General features: G+C 73.4%; 22 protein-coding genes and 2 pseudogenes. 13 read left to right on the forward strand and 11 right to left on the reverse strand.

Annotated features, from left to right (window positions below; genetic code table 11):
- Position 1 precedes the first annotated feature (1 nt).
- The 3 genes and pseudogenes from MTQ10_RS03560 to MTQ10_RS03570 all read right to left on the reverse strand — a co-directional run bounded on the left by MTQ10_RS03560 (position 2) and on the right by MTQ10_RS03570 (position 2252).
- On the reverse strand, positions 2–790 hold the full coding sequence (locus tag MTQ10_RS03560; protein WP_247462089.1) for an electron transfer flavoprotein subunit beta/FixA family protein: 789 nt from the start codon (positions 788–790) through the stop codon (positions 2–4).
- A 219-nt stretch (positions 791–1009) separates the two neighbouring features.
- Positions 1010–1519: a flavin reductase family protein gene (locus tag MTQ10_RS03565; RefSeq protein WP_247462091.1), complete on the reverse strand. Its 510-nt coding sequence runs from the start codon at positions 1517–1519 to the stop codon at positions 1010–1012.
- Positions 1520–1837: 318 nt separating this feature from the next.
- Positions 1838–2252: pseudogene (locus tag MTQ10_RS03570) on the reverse strand (TlpA family protein disulfide reductase).
- Positions 2253–2316: 64 nt separating this feature from the next.
- On the opposite strand from MTQ10_RS03570, the pseudogene MTQ10_RS03575 reads away from it, so the two are divergent.
- Both MTQ10_RS03575 and MTQ10_RS03580 read left to right on the forward strand, forming a co-directional pair.
- A pseudogene (locus tag MTQ10_RS03575) lies at positions 2317–2552 on the forward strand (DUF4395 family protein); the annotation flags it as partial.
- A 210-nt stretch (positions 2553–2762) separates the two neighbouring features.
- Positions 2763–3491: a lysophospholipid acyltransferase family protein gene (locus tag MTQ10_RS03580; RefSeq protein ID WP_247462093.1), complete on the forward strand. Its 729-nt coding sequence runs from the start codon at positions 2763–2765 to the stop codon at positions 3489–3491.
- 134 nt (positions 3492–3625) lie between these two features.
- Here MTQ10_RS03580 and MTQ10_RS03585 read toward each other — a convergent pair whose 3' ends face one another.
- Complete coding sequence (locus MTQ10_RS03585) at positions 3626–4513, reverse strand: SDR family oxidoreductase (protein ID WP_247462095.1); 888 nt, start codon at positions 4511–4513, stop codon at positions 3626–3628.
- A 477-nt stretch (positions 4514–4990) separates the two neighbouring features.
- Here MTQ10_RS03585 and MTQ10_RS03590 point away from each other — a divergent pair, with 477 nt between their 5' ends.
- Positions 4991–5905 carry a LysR family transcriptional regulator gene (locus MTQ10_RS03590; RefSeq protein WP_247462097.1) on the forward strand — a complete coding sequence of 305 codons (915 nt, stop codon included), beginning with the start codon at positions 4991–4993 and terminating at the stop codon, positions 5903–5905.
- 29 nt (positions 5906–5934) lie between these two features.
- Here MTQ10_RS03590 and MTQ10_RS03595 read toward each other — a convergent pair whose 3' ends face one another.
- The 4 genes from MTQ10_RS03595 to MTQ10_RS03610 form a co-directional block, all read right to left on the reverse strand.
- A complete protein-coding gene (locus MTQ10_RS03595) occupies positions 5935–6528 on the reverse strand; it encodes a transglutaminase domain-containing protein (protein ID WP_247462099.1) in 594 nt (197 codons plus the stop codon).
- Between the two features lie 80 nt (positions 6529–6608).
- Positions 6609–7679, reverse strand: coding sequence for a threonine aldolase family protein (locus tag MTQ10_RS03600; protein WP_247462100.1), 1071 nt, complete (start codon positions 7677–7679; stop codon positions 6609–6611).
- Entirely contained in the window at positions 7676–8422 is a 747-nt protein-coding gene (locus tag MTQ10_RS03605) for an SDR family NAD(P)-dependent oxidoreductase (protein WP_247462102.1), read from the reverse strand. The genes MTQ10_RS03600 and MTQ10_RS03605 overlap by 4 nt, the downstream gene beginning before the upstream one ends.
- A 41-nt stretch (positions 8423–8463) precedes the next feature.
- Positions 8464–9861 carry a DUF6421 family protein gene (locus tag MTQ10_RS03610; RefSeq protein WP_247462104.1) on the reverse strand — a complete coding sequence of 466 codons (1398 nt, stop codon included), beginning with the start codon at positions 9859–9861 and terminating at the stop codon, positions 8464–8466.
- Between the two features lie 234 nt (positions 9862–10095).
- Here MTQ10_RS03610 and MTQ10_RS03615 point away from each other — a divergent pair, with 234 nt between their 5' ends.
- Entirely contained in the window at positions 10096–10779 is a 684-nt protein-coding gene (locus tag MTQ10_RS03615; RefSeq protein WP_247462106.1) for a glycerophosphodiester phosphodiesterase, read from the forward strand.
- A 91-nt stretch (positions 10780–10870) separates the two neighbouring features.
- On the opposite strand, the gene MTQ10_RS03620 is transcribed toward MTQ10_RS03615, so the two are convergent.
- Positions 10871–11422, reverse strand: a complete 552-nt coding sequence (locus MTQ10_RS03620) for a GNAT family N-acetyltransferase (protein ID WP_247462108.1) — start codon at positions 11420–11422, stop codon at positions 10871–10873.
- A gap of 84 nt (positions 11423–11506) precedes the next feature.
- Between MTQ10_RS03620 and MTQ10_RS03625 the strand changes: the two genes are divergently transcribed.
- The 6 genes from MTQ10_RS03625 to MTQ10_RS03650 all read left to right on the forward strand — a co-directional run bounded on the left by MTQ10_RS03625 (position 11507) and on the right by MTQ10_RS03650 (position 16956).
- A complete protein-coding gene (locus tag MTQ10_RS03625; protein ID WP_247462109.1) occupies positions 11507–11899 on the forward strand; it encodes a VOC family protein in 393 nt (130 codons plus the stop codon).
- Positions 11900–12075: 176 nt separating this feature from the next.
- On the forward strand, positions 12076–12837 hold the full coding sequence (locus MTQ10_RS03630; protein ID WP_247462111.1) for a VOC family protein: 762 nt from the start codon (positions 12076–12078) through the stop codon (positions 12835–12837).
- 356 nt (positions 12838–13193) lie between these two features.
- Positions 13194–13700: a SigE family RNA polymerase sigma factor gene (locus MTQ10_RS03635; RefSeq protein ID WP_247462113.1), complete on the forward strand. Its 507-nt coding sequence runs from the start codon at positions 13194–13196 to the stop codon at positions 13698–13700.
- A gap of 10 nt (positions 13701–13710) precedes the next feature.
- Positions 13711–14235, forward strand: a complete 525-nt coding sequence (locus tag MTQ10_RS03640) for a cellulase (protein ID WP_247462116.1) — start codon at positions 13711–13713, stop codon at positions 14233–14235.
- Between the two features lie 202 nt (positions 14236–14437).
- Positions 14438–15679, forward strand: coding sequence for a bifunctional glycosyltransferase family 2/GtrA family protein (locus tag MTQ10_RS03645; protein ID WP_247462118.1), 1242 nt, complete (start codon positions 14438–14440; stop codon positions 15677–15679).
- Positions 15676–16956 carry a hypothetical protein gene (locus tag MTQ10_RS03650; protein ID WP_247462120.1) on the forward strand — a complete coding sequence of 427 codons (1281 nt, stop codon included), beginning with the start codon at positions 15676–15678 and terminating at the stop codon, positions 16954–16956. The genes MTQ10_RS03645 and MTQ10_RS03650 overlap by 4 nt, the downstream gene beginning before the upstream one ends.
- Before the next feature lie 303 nt (positions 16957–17259).
- Here MTQ10_RS03650 and MTQ10_RS03655 read toward each other — a convergent pair whose 3' ends face one another.
- Both MTQ10_RS03655 and MTQ10_RS03660 read right to left on the reverse strand, forming a co-directional pair.
- Entirely contained in the window at positions 17260–17793 is a 534-nt protein-coding gene (locus MTQ10_RS03655) for a MarR family winged helix-turn-helix transcriptional regulator (protein WP_247462122.1), read from the reverse strand.
- A complete protein-coding gene (locus MTQ10_RS03660; RefSeq protein ID WP_247462124.1) occupies positions 17790–19529 on the reverse strand; it encodes an FUSC family protein in 1740 nt (579 codons plus the stop codon). Before MTQ10_RS03660 ends, MTQ10_RS03655 begins: the two co-directional genes overlap by 4 nt.
- 168 nt (positions 19530–19697) lie before the next feature.
- On the opposite strand from MTQ10_RS03660, the gene MTQ10_RS03665 reads away from it, so the two are divergent.
- The 3 genes from MTQ10_RS03665 to MTQ10_RS03675 all read left to right on the forward strand — a co-directional run bounded on the left by MTQ10_RS03665 (position 19698) and on the right by MTQ10_RS03675 (position 22200).
- Entirely contained in the window at positions 19698–20240 is a 543-nt protein-coding gene (locus tag MTQ10_RS03665) for a DUF5134 domain-containing protein (RefSeq protein ID WP_247462126.1), read from the forward strand.
- 98 nt (positions 20241–20338) lie between these two features.
- Positions 20339–21277 carry a M56 family metallopeptidase gene (locus MTQ10_RS03670; RefSeq protein WP_247462127.1) on the forward strand — a complete coding sequence of 313 codons (939 nt, stop codon included), beginning with the start codon at positions 20339–20341 and terminating at the stop codon, positions 21275–21277.
- 260 nt (positions 21278–21537) lie between these two features.
- Positions 21538–22200, forward strand: a complete 663-nt coding sequence (locus tag MTQ10_RS03675; RefSeq protein ID WP_247462129.1) for a phosphatase PAP2 family protein — start codon at positions 21538–21540, stop codon at positions 22198–22200.
- The last annotated feature ends 132 nt before the right edge of the window (positions 22201–22332 follow it).

The raw sequence follows: 22332 nt of genomic DNA on the forward strand, positions 1-22332 counted from the left end.
CTCAGATGAACTTCTGGCTCGCGAGGAACTCAGCGAGCTGCTTGCCGCCCTCGCCCTCGTCCTTGACGATCGTGCCCGCGGTGCGCGCGGGACGCTCGGCCGCGGCGTCGACCACGGTGTAGGCGCCCTCGAGACCGACCTCCTCGGCCTCGATGTCCAGGTCCGACAGGTCCCAGGACTCCACCGGCTTCTTCTTGGCCGCCATGATGCCCTTGAAGGACGGGTAGCGGGCCTCGCCCGACTGGTCGGTGACGGACACGACGGCCGGGAGCTGCGCCTCCAGCGTCTCGCTGGCGGCGTCGCCGTCGCGGCGGCCGGTGACCTTGCCGTCCTCGACGGAGACCTGGGACAGCAGGGTGACCTGCGGCACGCCCAGGCGCTCGGCGAGCAGCGCCGGTACGACACCCATGGTGCCGTCGGTGGAGGCCATGCCGGAGATCACCAGGTCGTAGCCGGCCTTCTCGACGGCCTTGGCCAGGACCAGGGAGGTGCCGATGGCGTCGGTGCCGTGCAGGTCGTCGTCCTCGACGTGGATCGCCTTGTCGGCGCCCATGGACAGCGCCTTGCGCAGGGCGTCCTTGGCGTCCTCGGGACCCACCGTCAGGACGGTGACCTCCACGTCGTCGTCGGAGTTCTCGGAGATCTGCAGCGCCTGCTCGACCGCGTACTCGTCCAGCTCGGAGAGCAGACCGTCCACGTCGTCCCGGTCGACGGTCAGGTCATCGGCGAAGTGCCGGTCGCCAGTGGCGTCGGGCACGTACTTCACAGTGACAACGATCCTCAAGCTCACGCCGGCTCTCCTACTGCATCGTCATTTCTCGGCTGCCTGCTTGCAGGCAGCATAGGCGCCTGAAGCGGCCCATCCCGGTCCGGGGCGACCCGCGCTCCGACCGAAATATTACTCGTCAGTACACCCAGTTCGTGCCCGCTAAGCAAGCGCTTTGAACTGTGACCTGTGCAACGCAGCGTAACCGGAAAGGGACGAGGCCGCAGGAGAGCCGGACCGTGATCAATCACGCAGAGCAGTGAACCGGCCCTGGTGGTAGAGGAGCGGACGGCCGGGACCGGAGGCATCACCGAGCAGTACCTCGGCGAGGACGATCCGGTGGTCCCCGGCGGGCACTCGGGTGACGACACGGGCCACCAGCCAGGCCTGGACGCCGTCGAGGACGGGCACGCCCTCGGGTCCGTCGTGCCAGACGGTGGGGGCGCCGAAGCGGTCGGCGCCGCTGCGGGCGAACAGCGCGGCCAGCTCCTGCTGGTGCTCGCCGAGTATGTGCACGCCGACATGGTCGGCGCGGGCGATCGCGGGCCAGGCGGAGGCGCCGAGGCCGATGCCGAACGACAGCATCGGCGGCTCCGCGGAGACGGAGGTCAGCGAGGTGGCGGTGAATCCGACGGGGCCCTCGGGCCCGCGGGCGGTGATCACGGCGACTCCCGCCGCGTGCCGCCGGAAGACCGAGCGCAGCAGGTCCGGAGAGGCGAGGGTGGGAGTGGCCAATTCAGGTGCGGCCGTCATGGAGTTGTCCTTCTGCCGGGGTGGACGAGCGGATGCGTGGCTGCTCAGCAGCACGGACAGCACGCGCTCGAGGTACGGCCGAGGTCGACGTGGGCCCGCCCGAAGAGAAGGAGTTCCGAAGGCATGAGGGCAGGCTGACGATGGTTGGCGTGCACAGTCAAGTACGTTCCGCGATGTGGGAGGAGTCTCACCCGGGGGTTCACCTGGGCCCACGAGGTCCTTCAGGGGGCTCTCCGGAAAGCTCAGGGGGCTCACCCGGGTCCCTCCGGAGGGCTCACCAGGGTCCCTCGGGGGCCTGATCGCGGGCGTACGGCCGACTCACACCACCTCCCCCAGGGCTGCGATCACGTCCGCCTTGCGGGGCTGTCCAAAGGCGCGGCGCACGACCCTGCCCTCGGCGTCCAGCACCAGCACGGTCGGGGTCTTCACGATGTCCAGCTCGCGGACCAGTTCCAGCCGGCTCTCGGCGTCGATCTCGATGTGTCCGACGCCCGGGACCAGGCCGGCGACCTCGCCGAGGACCCGCCGGGTGGCCCGGCAGGGGGCGCAGAAGGCGCTGGAGAACTGCACCAGCGTCGCGCGCTCCCCCAGCTCGCCGCCGAGTTCGGCGGCGCCCAGCCGCTTGTCCCCGTCGCGTTCCCGCACCCGTACCCTCCCGCTCCGCCGCCGTCGCGGCACTTCCGTGGACGTTCGCCGCCGCGAGCACCGGCCCGCACACCACGGGTCCGGTCACGTCCCGTACAACTCTTCACGAGACTGCAAAGATTCCCGGCTCCCGCAGGGAGCCCGGGTGCGGAATGCTTGCTCCCACGGGCATCGACGTACGGGGACCGCGGTTCGGCGCGGCCGTGACGACGGTCGTGCTCGGCGCCGTCCTGATCGCTTCCGGCGCCTGGCAGGCCTGGCAGACCCTCGCGGGCCGGGCCTCGTGGCGACCGGCGCGGCGCTCGCGGCGGCCCTCCTGGACGCCGCCTTCGGGTACTGCCTGGGCTGCGGGTCGTACCTGCCGGGGCGGCGCGTCGCGGTCCGCGCGCACCGAGGGGACCGCAAAAGCGCAGGTGGATCATGGGGGCGACGTGACGAGGATCTCGCACGGGAACGGCGCTCGGGGTGGCTCCCCGCGCGTTATTCGGGCACGATCGGCCACAAGCGGTGAACCTACGGCCGCGTAACTTTCCCTCCGGGAGGCCCCTTCCCTGGCGGGGAGTCCCTGCAGTGAAGAAGGAAAGGGTCCGCGCCGCCCATGGCTGAACTCGTCTACCGTCCCGTGATCGGTTTCGCCCGCACCATGTTCAAGGTGTGGGACCTCAAGATCGACTGCAAGGGGTCGGAGAACATCCCGCGCACGGGCGGCGCGGTGCTGGTCAGCAATCACATCAGCTACCTGGACTTCATCTTCAACGGCCTGGCCGCGCTGCCGCAGAAGCGGCTGGTGCGGTTCATGGCGAAGGAGTCCGTGTTCCGGCACAGGGTCTCCGGCCCGCTGATGCGCGGCATGAAGCACATCCCGGTCGATCGCAGCCAGGGCGAGGCGGCCTACGCGCACGCGCTGGACTCCCTGCGCTCGGGCGAGGTGATCGGGGTGTTCCCCGAGGCCACCATCTCCCAGTCGTTCACGCTGAAGAGCTTCAAGTCGGGTGCCGCGCGCCTGGCCCAGGAGGCGGGCGTGCCGCTGATCCCGATGGCGGTGTGGGGCACGCAGCGCCTGTGGACCAAGGGCCGTCCCCGCAACTTCAAGCGCAGCCACACCCCGATCACGATTCGGGTGGGCGAGGCGGTGGAGGCCCCGCGCGACCAGTACGCGGGGGCGATCACCCGGCGGCTGCGCGAGCGCGTGCAGGAACTGCTGGAGGCCGCGCAGCGTGCCTACCCGGTCCGTCCCAAGGGCCCGGACGACACCTGGTGGATGCCGGCCCACCTCGGCGGTACGGCGCCCACGCCGGAGGAGCTGCGGGCGGCGGAGGCCCGCTGACGCCGGGCCGTACGGCCGGGCGGTACGTCCCTGTCGTACGGGACGCGTCCGCCCGATCCGGCCCTGGCGCCGGAGCCTCCGCCCGATCCGGCCCTGGCGCGAGGGCGCCTGTCGGGCCCGGCCTCGGGCGCCGCTCAGCGGAAGTAGTGACCCGCGTCGAGGTCGGCGATCAGCTTCTCCCCCGTCGGCTCCCAGCCCAGGCGTTCCCGCGTCAGCCGGCCGGAGGCCGGGATGTCCAGGGACCAGAAGGCGCTGATCCAGCCGAAGTGGCCCGGCACGTCCTCGGGGGCGACGGAGGTCACGGGCAGCCCGAGGCCACGGCCGATGGCCTCCGCGATCTCCCGTACGGGCACGCCCTCCTCGGCGACGCCGTGGAAGCGCGCCCCGGTGGGCGCCGACTCCAGCGCCAGCCGGAACAGCCGGGCGGCGTCCGTGCGGTGCACGGCGGGCCAGCGGTTGGCGCCGTCGCCCGGGTAGCCGGAGACACCCTTCTCGCGGGCGGTCTCGATGAGCCTCGGCACGAAGCCGTGGTCGCCCTCGCCGTGCACCGTCGGCGACAGCCGCACCGCCGAGACGCGCACGCCCCGCTCGGCGAAGGCCAGGGCGGCCTGTTCGGAGGCCCGTGACGCGGCCTGCGGGGCGTGGGCTGGGTCCTCCTCGGTCGCGACGCGGCCCGGCGCGACGAGCGCAGTGCCGGAGGTGACGACGAACGGCCGGTCCGATCCGGCGAGTTCCTCGCCGAGCGCCTCGATGGCCCGGCGGTCGATCAGCGCCGCCTCGTCGTAGCGGTCGAAGTCGTGGACGAAGGCGAGATGGATCACGCCGTCCGCGGCGGCGGCGCCGGCGCGGAGGGCGTCGAGGTCGTCCAGGTCGCCCCGGTGGGCCTCGGCGCCCGCGTCCTTCAGCGCCGCGGCGGAACGGTCGGAGCGGGCGAGCCCGACGACCTGGTGCCCGGCGTCCAGCAGCTCACGGACGACGGCGGATCCGACGAAACCGGTCGCACCGGTGACGAAGACACGCACAGGGATGCACTCCTTCAGCAGTTCGGAAGAGAAAAGGGTTCCCGGCCCGAGGCGTTCACCGCCTCGGGGCCCACGACCCGACCCGGTCACCGGCCCCGGGAGGTCACCGCTTCGTCGGGCGGCCTCCCCGCGACGGCAGGTCACCCGCTCGACGGTCACCCGCCTGACGGTCACCCTCCCCGCGGGCAGGACCACCGCTCCGGCGGAAGCCTGCTGTCCGGGAGTGAGCACCGCCCTGACGGGTGCTCACGCTCGGGATGGCCTCCGCCCGGCGGCGGCTCCCCCGCTCAGGAGATCCGGTGGAAACCGGTGGAACCCTGTGGGTCCGGTGCGCCGGGGTGTGACTCCACCCTGCGGTCACGGGCCCGCCCGGGTCCAAGACCCGTTCCGCATCACGCAATACGTTTCAGGCATCACCGCAGGCCACACCCGCCGACGGCCGGTCACCGCGCGGCCGGCTCCGCGTATCGTGAAGGCATGCCCGCCTCACCGCAGCCGTCACCCGATCTCGATCTGCGTCTCGTGCGGTACTTCACCGTCGTCGCGGAGCACGGCCACTTCGGCCGGGCCGCCGAGGCGCTGCGCGTGGCCCAGCCGTCGCTGAGCCGGCAGATCCGCCGGCTGGAGCAGGAGCTGGGTGCCCGGCTGCTGGACCGCACGCCGCGCGGGACCCGGCTCACCGAGGCCGGCGAGGTGTTCCTGCCGCGGGCGCGGGCGCTGCTGCGTGCGGCGGCGGAGGCGGCGGCGCACACCCGCGCCGCGGCGCGGCCCAGCCGGTTCGCCATCGGCTGCACGACGTCCCTGATCGTCACCCCGGCGGTGCGGGAGCTGCGCCGCCGCCATCCGCACGCCGAGGTGCGGGTCGTCCATCTGCCGTGGGGCGAGGCGCGCGCGGCGCTGCTGGACCGCCGGGTGGACGCGGTGGTGACGCGGCTTCCGCTGGTGACGGACGGGCTGGAGGTGACGGTGCTGTACGACGAGCCGCGGGCGGTCATGATGCCGCTGGACCACCGGCTGGCCGGCAAGGAGTCGGTCACCCTGGACGACATCGCGGACGAGCCGATGCCGATGGTGCGTGACGACCCCGCGTTCAACGCGTACTGGCGGATCGATCCGCGGCCCGACGGGCGTCCGGCGCCGGACGGGCCGGTGGTGGACATGATGGAGGACAAGTACGAGCTGATCGCCGACGGTCGGGCGGTGGCGATCGTGCCGGACAGCCCGCGGGTGCGCGGCATCCGGCCCGATCTCACCACGGTCCCGCTGGAGGGCGTTCCCCCGGTCCATGTGGTGCTGGCGACGCGGGCCGGGGAACGCGGCCGGATCGTGGCGGACCTGCGCCGGTGCGCGCGGGAGAAGCTGGGCCGGGCCTCCGCCGCGTCCCCGGAGTGAGCCGGCGGAGGTCACCCCCACGGCGCGCCTCACAGCGCGGTGGGGAGCGTCTCCCACAGCCGCGTCCGGTCGGAAGCGTGCTGAAGGGCGGTCAGGACCGCCGGATGCGGCCGGGCGTACAGCGTCGGACAGTCGGTCTCGCCGGCCGCAGGGTCGGGGATCCACGCCAGCCGTTCCCCGTCGAGGGAGAAGCGGGCGTCCACGCCCGGTCTGTTGCCGCGCGGGTCCTGGCGGTGCCAGGCGCCGTGGAAGCGGACCGCGACCAAGCCGTGCACGGCGTGCCCGGAGCCGTCGTCGTGGGCGAGGCGCTGGTAGCACAGTGCCGTCGGGATGTCCTCGGCGCGCAGCAGGGCGGCGAGGGCGTGGGCCTTGGCGTGGCAGATGCCGGTGCGCCGCTCCAGGACGTCGGAGGCACGCCAGGTGACGCGGAGGTCGCCGGAGTCCGCGGAGTGCGGGATGGTGTCGCGGACGTACTCGAAGGCCAGGCGTGCATAGGCATACGAGTCCTCGGCGTGCCGCGCGAGGTGTGCCGCGGTCTCCCGCACCCGGGGATGTTCATGGTCGATGACCTCGTCGGCGGCCAAGTATGCCGAGAGGTCAGGGGTTTCCTGGATCAGCTGCATGCCCGTAGAGCATAGGAATGCGATCACCCGAGAGTCAATGACTTTTCAAGTGACCGCATACCTATGCATAACATCGGGGGCTAGCGCGCCATCTCCTCCTTGAGCGCGGCCACGAACGTGTCCACGTCCTCCTCGGTCGTGTCGAAGGAGCACATCCAGCGCACGACGCCCTCGGCCTCGTCCCAGAAGTAGAACCGGAACCGCTTCTGCAGCCGCTCGCTCACGTCGTGCGGCAGCTTGGCGAAGACGCCGTTGGCCTGCACCGGGTAGAGGATCTCCACGCCGTGCACGGCCCGGACGCCCTCGGCGAGGCGCTGGGCCATCTCGTTGGCGTGCCGGGCGTTGCGCAGCCACAGGTCCTTGGCGAGCAGCGCCTCCAGCTGCACGGACACGAACCGCATCTTGGAGGCGAGCTGCATGGACAGCTTGCGCAGATGCTTCATGCGCCGTACGGCGTCGGGGTCGAGGACGACGACCGCCTCGCCGAACAGCGCGCCGTTCTTGGTGCCGCCGAGGGAGAGGATGTCGACGCCGACGGCGTTGGTGAAGGTGCGCATCGGCACGTTCAGGGAGGCCGCCGCGTTGGCTATGCGGGAGCCGTCGAGGTGGACCTTCATGCCGTGGGCGTGGGCGTGCTCGCAGATCGCGCGGATCTCCTCCGGCGTGTACAGGGTGCCCAGCTCGGTCGACTGGGTGATCGAGACGACCTGCGGCATCGCGCGGTGCTCGTCCTCCCAGCCGTACGCCTGCCGGTCGATCAGCTCGGGGGTGAGCTTGCCGTCCGGTGTGGGCACGGTGAGCAGCTTCAGCCCGCCCATGCGTTCGGGCGCGCCGCCCTCGTCCACGTTGATGTGGGCGCTCTCGGCGCAGATCACCGCGCCCCAGCGGTCGGTGACCGCCTGGAGCGCGACGACGTTGGCGCCGGTGCCGTTGAAGACCGGGAACGCCTCCGCGGTGGGCCCGAAGTGGCTGCGGATGATGCCCTGGAGGTTCTCGGTGTAGTCGTCCTCGCCGTACGCGACCTGGTGGCCGCCGTTGGCCAGGGCCAGGGCGGCCATCACCTCCGGGTGGGCGCCGGCGTAGTTGTCGCTGGCGAAGCCCCGGACGTCCGGGTCGTGGTGGCGGCGGGCGTCGGTCTTCGGGGGGTTCACGGCTTCTCGGTGAGCCACAGACGCTGTCCGTTCACTTCCGCGGCGGGCTTGTCCCAGACGCCGACGATGGCCTCGGCGAGATCCTTGACGTCCGTGAAGCCCGCGAACTTCGCGTTGGGGCGCTCGGCGCGCATCGCGTCGTGCACCAACGCCTTCACCACCAGGATGGCAGCCGCCGAGGTGGGCCCCTGCTCGCCCCCGGCCTTGCGGAAGTAGTCGGCCATCGCCAGCGTCCACGCCTCGGAGGCCGCCTTGGCGGCGGCGTAGGCGGCGTTGCCCGCGGTGGGCTTGCTGGCACCCGCGGCGCTGATCAGGACGTACCGGCCGCGGTCGCTGCGCTGGAGGGCCTCGGAGAACGCGAGGGACGTGTGCTGCACGGTGCGGATGAGCAGCAGCTCCAGGAAGTCCCAGTCGTCCAGACTGGTCTTGACGAAGGTCTCGCTGCCGCGCCAGCCGCCGACGAGATGGACGAGGCCGTCGACGCGGCCGAACTCCTTCTCGATGCGGTTGGCCCAGTCGCGGGTGGCGTCCAGGTCGAGCAGGTCGACCGTCTCCCCGGTGACGGTGGCGCCGCCGGAGGCGTAGCGCGCCGCGTCCACGGCCTCCGCGAGCCGCTCCGGGTCGTTGTCGGCGCCGACGACCGTCGCGCCGGCCTCGGCCAGCCGGAGCAGTGCCGCCCGGCCGGCCGGGCCGCCCGCACCGGCGACCGCGATCACCGCACCGCTGAGAGCCCCGTTCCCCATGTTCTTCGCCTCCTGAGCAGTGTTCGTGGTGCGCCGGTCGCTCACGCGGCGACCTGCTCGGGGCTGTCCGCCGTGATACCGCGAGTCGACGCGATCACGTTCTTCAGTTTCTTGGACAGCGCCTCATAGAACATGCTCAGGGGAAACTCGTCCGGAAGCACGTCATCGACGAGCTTGCGCGGCGGCTGGGTCAGGTCCAGCGCGTCGGGGCCCTTGGCCCACTTGGAGCCGGGGTGCGGGGCGAGGTAGGTGGAGACCAGCTCGTAGCCGGCGAACCAGTGCACGAGCTTCGGGCGGTCGATGCCGTCGCGGTACAGCTTCTCGATCTCGGCGCACAGCTGGTTGGTGACCTGCGGGGCGCGCTGCCAGTCGATGAACAGCTTGTTGTCCGTCCAGCGGACCACGTCGTGCTTGTGCAGGTAGGCGAAGAGGAGCTGGCCGCCGAGGCCGTCGTAGTTGCGGTTTCGGTCGCCGGTGACGGGGAAGCGGAACATCCGGTCGAACAGCACGGCGTACTGCACGTCACGGGCCTGCGGGACCCCGTCGGCCTCCAGCTTCACCGCCTCCTTGAAGGCGGTGAGGTCGCAGCGCAGCTCCTCCAGGCCGTACATCCAGAACGGCTGCCGCTGCTTGATCATGAAGGGGTCGAAGGGCAGGTCGCCGTGGCTGTGGGCGCGGTCGTGGATCATGTCCCACAGGACGAAGGCCTCTTCGCAGCGCTTCTGGTCGTGGGTCATCGCGGCGATGTCCTCGGGCAGCTCCAGGCCGAGGATGCCGACGGCGGCGGAGGTGACCCGGCGGAAGCGGGCGGCCTCGCGGTCGCAGAAGATGCCACCCCAGGTGAAACGTTCCGGCGCCTCGCGCACGGCGATCGTCTCGGGGAAGAGCACGGCGGAGTTGGTGTCGTAGCCGGAGGTGAAGTCCTCGAACGTGATGCCGCAGAAGAGCGGGTTGTCGTAGCGGGTGCGCTCCAGCTCGGCCAGCCAGTCCGGCCACACCATGCGCAGGACGACCGCCTCCAGGTTGCGGTTCGGGTTGCCGTTCTGCGTGTACATCGGGAAGACGACCAGGTGCTGCAGGCCGTCCCGGCGGTCCTGGGCCGGGTGGAAGACCATCAGCGAGTCCAGGAAGTCGGGCACGGCGAAGCCGCCCTCGGCCCACCGCTGGAGGTCCTTGGCGACGGCCTCGTGGTAGGCGGCGTCGTGCGGAAGCAGCGGGGACAGCTCGCGCACGGCCTCGATCACACGCCGCACGGCGGCCTCGGCGTCGGCGCGCGAGGGAGCGCCCTCGGCCTCGAAGTCGATCGAGCCGTCCTTCGACTGCCAGGGGCGGATCTGCTCCACGGCATCCTTGAGCCGGGGCCAGGCCGGGTGCTCGACCACCCTGCTCGCCGGAGGATTCTTACCCTCCGTCGCCGCCTGCGCAAGAATTTCCGTCATGTCCCATCCTCCACAGGAGAAGCTCTCGTAGGAGACACCGTAGGCATATGCGGTTTCTTCCAGCAAGGGGCACCTCGGGAAAACTTCCGGCCCACCCCCATCATCACCGGAGGTTTTCCTGTCCGCACCCCCGGGAAGGGATGCTTCCGCGCTCCCGTGCACGCCGGGGTGCATCGCGGGTGCGGGCCACTAGGCTTCGGGCCCCGACTGCCGTCGACGGAAGCGAGGTCCACCTTGAACTTCCTCACCATCGGTCACCGCGGAGTCATGGGCGTCGAGCCCGAGAACACCCTTCGTTCCTTCGTCGCCGCCGAGAGGGCGGGACTGGACGTCATCGAGCTGGATCTCCATCTGAGCAAGGACGGCGCACTCGTCGTCATGCACGACACCGACGTCGACCGCACGACGGACGGCAGCGGCCCCATCGCCGAGAAGACGCTGGAGGAACTGCGCGAGCTGGACGCCGGCAAGGGGGAACGGGTCCCCGTCTTCGAGGAGGTCCTGGACGCGGTCCGCGCCCCGCTCCAGGCCGAGATCAAGGACGTACGGGCGGCGCGTTCCCTCGCCGCCGTGCTGAACGAGCGCCGGCTGACCGAGCGCGTGGAAGTGCTGTCGTTCCACGACGAGGCGATCGCGGAGGTCGCCCGGCTGGTGCCGGGCGTGCGGACCGCCCTGGTGGCCGAGCACTACGGCCCCGAGGTGGTGGACCGGGCCGTCGCGGCGGGCGCGGCGACGGTCTGTCTGGACATCCAGCGACTGACCCTGGAGGTCGTGGAACGGGCCCGCAAGGCGGGGCTGCGGGTGTGTGCCTGGGTGGTCAACACCCAGCAGCATCTGCGCCTGGTGCGGGCCCTGGAACTGGACGGCGCGACCACCGACCACCCGGACATCAAACGCACCGGCCGGTTCACCGCGTGAGTCGCGGTGAGAGCGCTGTGAGACGCGGTGCGCGGTGAAAACGCTGTGAGACGCGGTGGTGAAGCCGCGCCTCACAGGCGACCGGCGGGTCTCACACCAGCGGCTTGACCAGCAGCTCGAAGCGCAGGTCGTCCCGCAGAGGGATACCGAAACGCTCGTCGCCGTACGGGAACGGGCTCGTCCGGCCCGTACGGCGGTAGCCGCGCCGCTCGTACCAGGCGATGAGGTCCTCGCGCACCGAGATCACCGTCATGTGCATCTCGCGCACCCCCCAGATCTCCCGGGCCTGCCGCTCCGCCTCCGCCATGACCGCCTTGCCCAGACCTCCGCCCTGCAGGCCGGGCCGGACCGCGAACATCCCGAAGTAGGCGTGGTCGCCGCGGTGCTCCAGTTGGCAGCAGGCGACGATCTCACCGTCCCGCTCCACCGTCAGCAGCCGGCTGTCCGGCGACTTGATGATCTCCAGCACACCTTCCGGGTCGGTGCGCTGCCCGTCCAGGATGTCCGCCTCGGTGGTCCACCCGGCCCGGCTGGCGTCGCCCCGGTACGCCGACTCGACGAGCGCGACCAGCGCGTCCACGTCGGCGTCGGTCGCGTCACGGAAGACCAGGGCGGGGAACTCGGGCGAGACGGGGGATGCCATGACGTACTGCTCCTTGCTCGGGTGCGCGTCTGCGGCGCGGGTCGGAACCGGGACGACCCCAACCCTGCCACTAGCCTCACGTGTATGGTGCACGTTCTCAGCAGCCGGACACTCCTGCGCCCCACCGACCCCGAGCGCTCCCGCGTCTTCTACGGCGAGCAGTTGGGGCTCGCCGTGTACCGCGAGTTCGGCACGGGGCCCGAGCGCGGCACCGTCTACTTCCTCGGCGGCGGCTTCCTGGAGCTGTCCGGCCGCTCCGAGACGCCGCCCTCCCCCGCGCTGTCGCTGTGGCTGCAGGTCGCGGACGTGGCGGAGGCCGAGCGGGAGCTGCGCACCGAGGGCGTGCCGGTCGTCCGGCCGCCGGTGCGGGAGCCGTGGGGGCTCGTGGAGATGTGGATCGCCGACCCCGACGGCACACGGATCGTCCTGGTGGAGGTCCCGGCGGACCATCCGCTGCGGTACCGGCCGGGGATCTGAGAAACGCGACGGGGGTGAATGCCTCCCGAGCCCCGAAGCGCCCGGTCCGGCGAGCCGGGACCCGCCCTCGGTGGGCTCCTCCCGCGCCCGCGAGCGCCCCACCGGCCGTCTCCCGGATGGTCGGCGCCGGCGCGCCCGGTTAGCGTGCTGCGGGGGGCCTGCGCGGAAGGAGCGCCATGAAGCTCGACCGACCGGTGACCGGCGGGCCCTGCTGGACGGAGCTGGGCACCAGCGACCTCGACGCCGCGAAGGCCTTCTACTCGGCGGTGTTCGGGTGGCGGACGCGGACCGACCCCCGCCCGGAGGCGGGCGGCTATACGTTCGGGTACGCCGGTGACGCGGCGGTCGCCGCGCTGGCCCCGCTCTTCCAGGAGACGCAGCCCGTCGCGTGGAACGTGGCGTTCACGGTGGAGGACGCCGACGACGCCGCACGGCTGGTGCGGTCGGCGGGCGGCCTGGTCCTGCTCGGGCCGATGGACGTCTTCGACGCGGGCCGCTTCGCGGTGGCCACCGACCCGACCGGCGCGGTGTTCCAGCTCTGGCAGGCACGGGCCTTCACCGGAGCGGGCCTGTTCAACGCGCCCGGCTCGCTCGGCTGGGTGGAGCTGATGACCCGGCAGCCGCGCCAGGCGGAGGCCTTCTACACACGGCTGTTCGGCTCGAGCGTCCGTGCCTCCGACCGCTATCCGCAGTGGGGCATCGACGGCGCCGACTTCGGCGGCATGGTGACGATGGACGACAAGTTCCCGCCCGAGGTGCCGCCGCACTGGCTGCCGTACTTCGCGGTGGAGGACGTGGACATCACGGCCGCCGACACTGCGGGCGCCGCGGGCACTGTCCTGATGGAGCCGACGTCCCTGCCCGGCGGCCGTCGTATCGCGGTGCTGCGGGACCCGCAGGGGGCGGTGTTCGGGGTGTACGCGGGCGGCGAGGGCTGACACCCCGGGAGGCCGGGCAGGAGGCGCACGGGTCCACCGGTCCGCGCGCCCGCGATGGCGTTCGCGGTGGAGTGCGCTCCGACTCCACGACCGCCGCGCCACCTGCCGCAGGACCCTCCACGACGTCCTCTGACGTCCCGCCTCCGGCGTCCTCCGACGTCGCCGTCCCCGCTCCCCGGCCGTCCCGGTGTTCTCACCGGGACGGCCGGTCGTCGTCTCCGGGCGCTTCCGGTACGTCTTCGCACACCCCCGTACACCGGCCCGGTGACGCGCATCACACGGTTGGGGTGCATAGGTTCCGGGTCGCCGACGTCTTTCTCCTCACGTAAGGGACTGGCGAGAGCGAGGGCGTGCGCATGGATCAAGCTCGGGCCGGTGAGTTCGACGCGTTCGTGGCGGCCCGCTGGTCGGCACTGCTCCACCTGGCGCGGCTGCTCACCGGCGGCGACCGGCACCGGGCCGAGGATCTCGTGCAGGAGTCCCTGGTCAAGCTGTGGTTCGTATGGCCGAGGATCGCCGACGAGGCACCGGAGGCGTACGTCCGTACGGTGCTGGTCCGCGCCGCGGCGCGTTCGGCGCGGCGGCGCTGGTGGGGGGAGCGTCCGGTCGAGCAGGTGCCGGAGGCCCCGGTGGCGGGCGATGTGTCCGCCGCCGTGGCGGAGCGCTCCCGGCTGGAGGTGGCGCTCGCCCGGCTGCCGGCCAAGCAGCGCGCGGCCGTGGTCCTGCGCTACTACCAGGATCTGAGTGAGCGTCAGGTCGCGGAGGTGCTGGGCTGTCCGCTGGGTACGGCCCGCTCGCACGCCGCGCGCGGAGTGGCCCGGCTGAGGGAGCTGCTGGCCGATGTCATCGAGCCGGTGGGGTGAGGGAAGGGCCATGGACCACTTCGAACAGCAACTGGCACGGTTGATGCGCGACACCGAGCAGTACTCCCCCTTCGGGCCCGGGCACCGGGACCGGCTCCGGGCCGGGGTGCTTGCACGCCGCCGGGTGCGGCTGGCGCAGAAGGCGGTCGGTTCCGTGCTCGCGGTGGCCGGGCTGAGCCTCGGCCTGTTCCTGATCCCGGACACCGCCCCCCGGACCGAGCCGGGCGCCCCTCCGCCCCGGCCCGCGTCGAGCCCGCCGCACTCCTCGCCCGGGGCGACACCGTCCCCGACCACGAGCGCGACCGTGTCGCCGTCGGGGCCGACACCGACGTACTCGGTGCCGCCGACCGGTTCGGACGATCCGTACGGCTCGGACGACCCCCTCGGCTCGGCGGACCCGTACGGCTCGGCGTCGTCCCCCGGTACGGCATCACCGGGCGGCGCCGAGTCACCGACCCACACCGACGACTCGGGCGGGGAGACCCACCCGGACCGTCCGGAGTCCGAGTCGCCGGCGGGCATCCCCACGCCGTGACCCAACCGGCCGTCGTACCGGAACCGCCGCCGCTGCCGGGCCGCCGCCACCCTGCCGGCCCCGCGGACGGAACCGGACCCGCCGCACGGGAGCCCGCTCCCCCATCACCCGACCGACCCACCACCGCACGCCCCGCGTGACCCCGGCACGCCCGGAACCGGCGCCGCATGCCCGAGGGGCGGTACGCAGACAAGGACGAACCATGCAGAAAACCGCACCCGCCCCCGTGCGTGAACCCGGCACCCTGCCCGGCCGCTCCCCCGTCCGGGCCGACGGCTCGGAGCCCGTCCTGGACGTGGTGGTGCCGGTGTTCGACGAGGAGCGGGACCTGGAGCCGGGCGTGCGACGGCTCCACGCGCATCTGCGGGAGAGCTTCCCCTACCCGTTCCGGATCACCGTCGCCGACAACGCCAGCACGGACGGCACCCCGCGGATCGCCGCCCGGCTCGCCGCGGAGCTGCCCGAGGTGGAGTGGCTGCGGCTGGCGGAGAAGGGCCGGGGCCGCGCCCTGCGGGCGGCCTGGTCGCGGTCGCCGGCGCCGGTGCTGGCGTATGTGGACGTCGATCTGTCGACCGGTCTCGCGGCGCTGCTGCCGCTCGTGGCCCCGCTGATCTCCGGCCATTCCGACCTGGCGATAGGCACCCGGCTCGCTCCGGGCGCCCGCGTGGTGCGCGGCCCGAAGCGCGAGTTCGTCTCGCGCTGCTACAACGCCCTGCTGCGGTCCACGCTCGCGGTGGGCTTCTCCGACGCGCAATGCGGTTTCAAGGCGGTACGGCGCGACGTGGCGGAGCGGCTGCTGCCGCTGGTGCGGGACGGTGAGTGGTTCTTCGACACCGAGCTTCTGGTGATCGCGGAGCGGGCCGGGCTGCGCATCCACGAGGTGCCGGTCGACTGGGTGGACGACCCGGACAGCCGGGTCGATGTGCGGGCGACGGCCCTGGCCGACCTGCGGGGCATCGCCCGTCTGGGCCGCACGCTGGCCCGCGGCACCCTGCCGCCGCCCGGACTGGGCGCACGGGCGGAGGCCGCACCGCCGGGGCTCGTGGCGCAATTGTGGCGGTTCGCCGCGGTCGGGGCGGTGAGCACGGTCGGGCATCTGCTGCTGTACGCGGCACTGCGTCCGGCGGCCGGGGCGCAGGCCGCGAACGCGCTGGCGCTGCTGGTGTGCGCGGTCGGCAACACGGCGGCCAACCGGCGGCTCACCTTCGGACTGCGCGGCCGGGGCGGGGCGCTGCGCCACCATCTGCGGGGGCTCGCCGTGTTCCTGCTGGGTCTGGTCCTCAGCGGCGGGGCGCTCGCGGTCCTGCACCGGCTCGCGCCGGGTGCCTCGCGCGGCGCGGAACTCGCCGTGCTGGTGCTGGCGGGGCCGGCCACGACGCTGCTGCGGTTCGTGCTGCTGCGGGCCTGGGTGTTCCGGTCGGCGACGAAGGGCGGGCGGGCATGACGACGACCGTGCCGGCCGTCGTGCCGGACCGCGACCCGGGCGCCGGTCCCGGCCCGGCGCCGGCCGGTGCGGCCCGGCGTGCGTCCTGGACGGGGCTGCTGCGCGGCGCGGCCCGCCGGTACGGGCCTGTCCTCGCCGTGTTCGGGGGGCTGAAGCTGACCGGGTTCGCCGTGTTCATGTGGCTGCTGGACGCGTCCGGTGACTTCCGGACCCGGCATCCCCGGTTCGGGGGCGGCGCACACGCGTGGGACGTACTGGCCACGTGGGACGGCTGGTGGTATCAGCAGATCGCCGCGCACGGCTATCACCCGGCGCTCGAACCGGTCCCCGGCGCCACCGGCCTGATCACCCTTCAGGGGAACTCGGCCGCGTTCTTCCCGCTCTACCCGGCGGCGATGCGGCTGGTGTCCGAGGTGACCGGGCTCGGCCTGTACGGCGCGGGCATGCTGGTGTCCGTCGTCGCGTCCTTCGCCGCCGCACTCGGCATCCACGCCGTGACCGCGCGGCTGGTGGACCGGCGGGCGGGGCTGGCCGCGGCGGGGCTGTGGGCGGTGTGGCCGGGCTCCGGTGTGGAGTGGGCGGTCTACTCCGACTCCCTGTACGTCGCCCTCGCCGCCTGGGCCTGCCACGCGATGCTGACGCGCCGCTGGCTCACCGCCGGGCTGCTCACCTACATGGCCGGGCTGAACCGGCCGACGGCGGTGGCGTTGATCGCCGCCCTGGCCGTGGCGGCGCTGCTGGCGCTGTACCGGGGGCGGGACGGTCTGGCACGGCCGCTGACCGCGCTGCTCGTCGCCCCGCTGGGCCTCGTGGGCTACCTCGGGTGGGTCGGCCTCGAGACAGGCGACTGGGGCGGCTATTTCGCGCTGCAGCGCGGCGCGTGGGCGCACACCTTCGACTACGGCCGGCACACGGTCGACGTGTTCGCCAACGTGCCGGTCGGCCACGACGACTATCTGTCCGCATGGCCGTTCGCCGACCTCATCGGGGTGTGCGTGGTGCTGCTGGCGGTCGTGCTGCTGCCGCTGCTGCTGCGCCGCCGGCCGCCGGCCGCGCTGGTGGTGTACACGGTGGTGACGCTGGTGCTGGTGCTGGGCAGCCAGCAGATCTTCGCCAATGTCTCCCGCTATCTGCTGCCCCTGTTCCCGCTGTTCGTGCCGCTCGCCGCCGCGCTGCGCCGGCTGTCGCTGCCGCTGCAGCTCCTGCTGCTGGGCGTCGCCGCGGTGGCCTCCGGGTCGTACGCGGGGTACGCGCTGTTCGAGCTGGGGGTGCCGTGATCCGGTCGGTGGGCGGGCGCCGGGTGCGGGCCGGCTCGGGGGCCGGCGGGAGCGGGGGCGGCTGGTGGTCGACCGTGGACTGTCGACCGTGGACGGTCGACTGTCGACTGTCGGCGGTCTGCCGTGGGCGGTTGGCGGTGGACTGTCGACCGTCGGCGGCTGGCGGTCGGCGGTCGGCGGTCGGCGGTCGGCCGAGGATGCCGTGATCACCCGGTGGCGGCCGGTCGGGCGGGTGGCGCCGGTCGGCCGAGGATGCCGTATCCGCCGGGTGCCTGCCGGTGACCGGCGGGCGCCGGGCGGCCGTCAGGGGCGCAGGGCGCCCAGCCTGCCCTCCAGGCGTTCCAGCAACTCGCCGAGGAGGGTGGCCAGTTCGCCCTGCCGGTCGGCGTCCAGCGCGGACAGGACAGCGGTCTCGTAGGCGAGCTGCTCGGGCAGGATCGCGTCCACGAGGTCGCGGCCCGCGTCGGTGAGGCGCAGATGGGCGACGCGGCGGTCGCGGGTGTCGCCGCGGCGTTCGACGAGGCCGCGTTCGCCGAGCTGCTTGACGCGTTTGGTGACGGCGGCGCCGGAGGAGAAGGTCTCGCGGGCCAGCTCGCCGGGGGTGAGTTCATGGCCGGTGCGGCGCAGCGCGCCGAGCAGGTCGAACTCGGCGCGGCTCAGGCCCGCGCGGCGCAGCGGCGCGTCCTCGGCCTGCTGGAGCAGGGCCGCGCACCGGTTGACCCTGCCGATGATCTCCATGGGGCCGGTGTCGAGGTCGGGGTGGACCGCCCGCCACTGGCGGACGACGGCGGCGACGGTGTCGTCTCCGGTCGTGGCCCGTCCCTCGGTCGCTGTCATGGCCGTACGTCCTCCGCCTGCGTGTCCGTGCGTGGGGCCGGGGTGAGTCCCTGGCGCCGTACTGTCTCGGCGAGCGTACGGTGTCCGGCCTGTTCGGCGAGCACCACCCGGTCCAGGGGCAGGGCCCGCTGCCACCATTCTCCCGCGGCGGCGTCGGCCGTGCCGCGCAGCTCGACGAGGGCGGCGGCGAGGGCGCGGCGGGCGTGCTCCAGGGCGGCGGGGGCGGTGTGCGGTGCGGCGAGGAGGCGCACGGTGTGTTCCCGGGTGCGCTCGGCGGCGGTGAGGGCGCTTTCGAGGCGGGCGCCCGCTGTGCGGTCGGTGACGGCGAGGGCGGCGGCGAAGCCGAGGAGGGCGCCGACGAGGGTGTCCAGGACGCGCTCGGTGATCAGCTCGCCGGAGTCCTGGAACCGGCCGAACTCGGTGATCAGCAGCGCCATGGGGGTCACGCAGACGCTGCCCAGCCAGTAGTTGCGGCCGATCAGTGCCTCGGCGCCGAAGCTGAGGGCGAGGCAGAACAGGACGAGCAGCGCCTGGTGGAGGTGGGCGAGCGGGACGATCGCGGCGAAGAGGAGGACGCCGAGGAGGTTGCCGACGACGCGCTGGACGGAGCGGCTCCAGGTGAGGGTGAGGTTGGCCTGGTAGAGGGAGGCCGCGGTGACCAGGGCCCAGTAGGGGCGGTCGAAGCCGAGGGCGAGGGAGGCCCAGCCGGCCAGCGCGCAGCCGAGGAAGCAGCGTGCGGCGACCGGGGCGAGCGTGGCGAGGCGGCGGTGCAGCGGCCGTACGGGCAGGGTCTGTTCGATGTCGGTGCCGTGCAGTTCGGCGGCCTCGCCGGGCAGGTCGTCGACGTGCGGGAGGGGGCCGGTGCCGCGCAGGGCGCGGGCCCAGGCGCGCAGGCGTTCCGGGTCGGTGTCGGCGGGCGCGGCGAGGGCGACCTCGGCGCGGACGAGGAGGTGTCCGAGGGCGTGCCGGGTGCGGGTGGTGCGGGCGCCGGTGGCGAGGAGGGCCTGCCAGGCGGCGTGGACGGCGGCGGCAGCGCGGGCCCGGCCGGCGTGGCCGGCGTCGGCGGTGCGGGTCGCGTGGGGCGCGGCGGCGCCGGGGGCGTGTGTCGCGTCGTGGGTGCGGGGGGTGCCGGCCGTGGCGGCGGCGCCGTACGCCTCCGCGTGGGTGGCCGCCTCGGTGAGCGCCTGGGCGGTGGCGCGCCGTTCGGGGCCGTGCGGGCGGAGCAGGCCGGGTGCCATGCAGACGGCCCAGGCCCAGACTCCGGCGGCGACGGCCGGCGCGAGATGGGCGGGGACCTGGTCGAGGCGCTGCGGGGCGAAGAGGGCGGCGGAGCTGACGAAGGTGAGGATCACATGGCCGGGCGGCCCGATCCTGGTGGCGTCGCAGAGTGCCTTCTGTACGGCGGCGAGGGCGGCGCCGACCGCGACGAGGACGGCCGCGTCGGTGGTCAGGGACGCGGTGACCAGGGAGACGGCGAGACCGGCGGTCATGCCGAGGACGACCCCGGCCAGGGTGCGGGCACGGGCCGCGTAGGGGCGGTTGTGGGCGTAGAGGGCGCACAGTGAGCCGGCCATGGTGTACACCGCCAGATCGAGGCGGCCGAGGGCGACCAGGAGCAGGTTGGGGACGCCTGCTGAGACGACGACGCTGAGGGCGGGCTTGAACCAGATCTCGGGCGGGCGGCCCAGGCGCAGCGCGTCGGCGAGCGGGAGGCGGGAAGGTCGTCGGGCCGGCATGAGAACAACCTTAACGAGTGTTTCACTCGTAAACAATTCTGGTGAGGGAGGACAGGGGGCCCGCGCGTGACGGCGCGTGCTCCCCGTGTACACCTCTGCGCTCGCGTACGCGCCGCGCTGTCCGGGCATCGCTGTGGCCGGGACGAGTGTCGAGCGGGGGAGGTGCGCGTGCACGGACCGGCTTCGCCCGGCTGGCTGCTGGTCGCGTTGTGCGCGGCGACCGGCGCCTACTGCCTGCTGCGGATGCGCAGCAGCGTGGAGGAGCAGCGCCGGGCCGCGGGCGGCGAGGCGCTGATGGGGTTCGGCATGGCGGCGATGGCGGTGCCGTCTGCGGTGTTCACCCCGCCCGGCTGGGCGTGGGTGGTGTACACCGCGGTCTTCGGCGCGGCCGGGCTGCGCGCGCTGTGGGCGGCCCGTGACGGCGCCCACCATCTGCACCATCTGGTCGGCGCCGCGGCCATGGTCTACATGGCGGCGGCGATGGCCGGCTCCCCCGGCCGTCATCACGGCGGCGCGGGCATACCGCTGCTGACCGGCGCGCTGCTGCTCTACTTCACGGTGTACGTCCTCGTCTCGGGCACCCGGCTGATACCGGTCACCGCCGCTGCCACGGCCCCGGTCGCGCCGCGCTGGGGCGACCGGCCGGAGCTGGCGCGGGCCTGCCGGCTGTCGATGGGCATCGGGATGGTGGCGATGCTGCTCACGCTCTGACGGTGCCGGAGGTCCCGGGCATCGGGGCCCGTGGTCTGTGTCACTTTGGCCGAAGAACCCGTACCCGTGAGCAAGCGGCCGCTCATAAGGTGCTTCCCATGATGGTCCCCGCGGTCCTGCTGCTGCTCGGCGCGCTGACCGCCGTCACGGCTCCCCGGCTGCTGGCCCGGGCCGACTGGCCGGACCGTGAGCCGGTGGTGGCGCTGTGGGTGTGGCAGTGCGTCGTGGCCGCCGTGCTGTTGTGCTGTGCGCTGTCGATGACGCTGAGCGCCGCCGCGGCCTGGCAGAAGGTACGCGGCCGTGTCTTCGCCCCGGCCCCGCGCGGGGTCGCCGAGGCGTACACGTTCGGTGCGGCCGGGCCGTGGGCCGCGGCCGTCGCCGTGACGCTGGCGTGCGGCGGGGCGTGGAGCGCGGTCATGCTGCTCCGCGAGGTGGCCCGGGCGCGGTCCGGGCGCCGGCGGCGACGCGCCGAGCTGCGGCTGCGGGCGCCCCTGCTGCCCGGCGAGAAGCCGGACGCCGGCCGGCGGCTGGTGGTGCTGGAGGGCGAGCGGCCGGACGCCTGGTGGCTGCCGGGGCCGTCACCGCGGCTCGTGGTGACCACGGCCGCGCTGCGCCGCCTGAAGGGGCGGCAGCTGGACGCCCTGCTCGCCCATGAGCAGGGGCACGCGCGCGCACGCCACGACTGGCTGCTGCACTGCTCCTCCGCACTGGCGGACGGCTTCCCGCAGGTGCCGGTGTTCGCCGCGTTCCGCGACGAGATGCACCGGCTGGTCGAACTGGCCGCCGACGACATGGCCTCCCGCCGGTTCGGCCGGCTCACGACGGCGCTGGCACTGGTCGAGCTCAACGAGGGCCGCGGAGTGTTCGGCCCCTGCCCCGCGCACCAGGCACAGGTCCCGCAGCGCGTCAACCGTCTGCTGACCGCGCCGGCCCGTCTCACCGCGGCCCGCAGGCTCGGTCTGACGGCGACAGCGACCCTGGTGCCGGTCGTGCCGCTGCTGGTGACGTTCGTACCGGCGCTGCGGGCGCTGGGCTGAGGGCGGCACCTGCCACAGGTCAGGCGCACTCCCCCGGCCGACACGGCCCGTACGTCCCGACACGGAGGCCCCGCTCCTTCCGACACGCAGCCCCGGCGCCTCCTGCATCGCAGCCCGCGCGCCTCCCGGATCGGAGACCCGGCTCCTACCGACGCGGAGACCCCGCAGCTTCCGAACCGGAGACCCCGCAGCTTCCGACACGCAGGCCCCGCTCCTCCCACGGGTGGTTTCGCACCCCTGCCCGGGGCGAGGATCAGCTCATGCGCACCACGCCCGTCATCGCCCCGCCGCCCCACCGCACCACCGGGCGGGCGGCGCTGCTGCTCGGGCTGTGCTCGGGCGTGCTGTCGGCGCTGGTCCTGATGCGCTGGGGTCCGCTGATCGCCACGGACCGGTCCGTGGCCCGCGCCTCCCACCGCTGGGCGGTCGCAGAACCGGCGCTCACACGCGTGTGCCGCGTCCTGAGCGACCGGGTGTGGGACCCGTGGACGATGCGTCTGCTCGCCGCGGCCGTCGCGGTATGGCTGTTGTGGCGGTACGCCGCCCGCCGCACGGCGGCATGGCTGGCGGTGACGTGCCTGCTCGCGACGCTGGTCCAGCAGTGGCTGAAGGCTGCGGTGGGCCGTGCCCGTCCCGTCTGGCCCGACCCGGTCGACTCGGCCCACTACGCGGCCTTCCCGTCGGGGCACGCGATGACGGCGACGGTGGTGTGCGGCCTGCTGCTGTGGCTGCTGGCCCACCACGGCGCACCCCGCGACGTGCGCCGCGTCGCTCTGGGGGTCGCCGTCGTCTCGGTGGTCGGCGTCGGACTGACCCGGGTGTGGCTGGGTGTGCACTGGATGTCGGACGTCGTGGGCGGCTGGCTGCTGGGCGCCCTGACGGTGGTCTGCGCGGTACAGGTCCACCGCCGCTGGGTGCGGTGACGGCAACCGCACAGGCCGGAACGGGGGACCTGCGGGACGCCGGGCATGCTGTCCGGCCGACCGGCTGTCCCGGAACCGGCGCACGACGGCACCCCGTTCGGCGGCCGGGGCGGGGCCCCACCCGGCCCGCGC

The organism is Streptomyces sp. XM83C (assembly GCF_023072675.1).
In the GTDB taxonomy this organism is placed as follows: domain Bacteria; phylum Actinomycetota; class Actinomycetes; order Streptomycetales; family Streptomycetaceae; genus Streptomyces; species Streptomyces thermocoprophilus.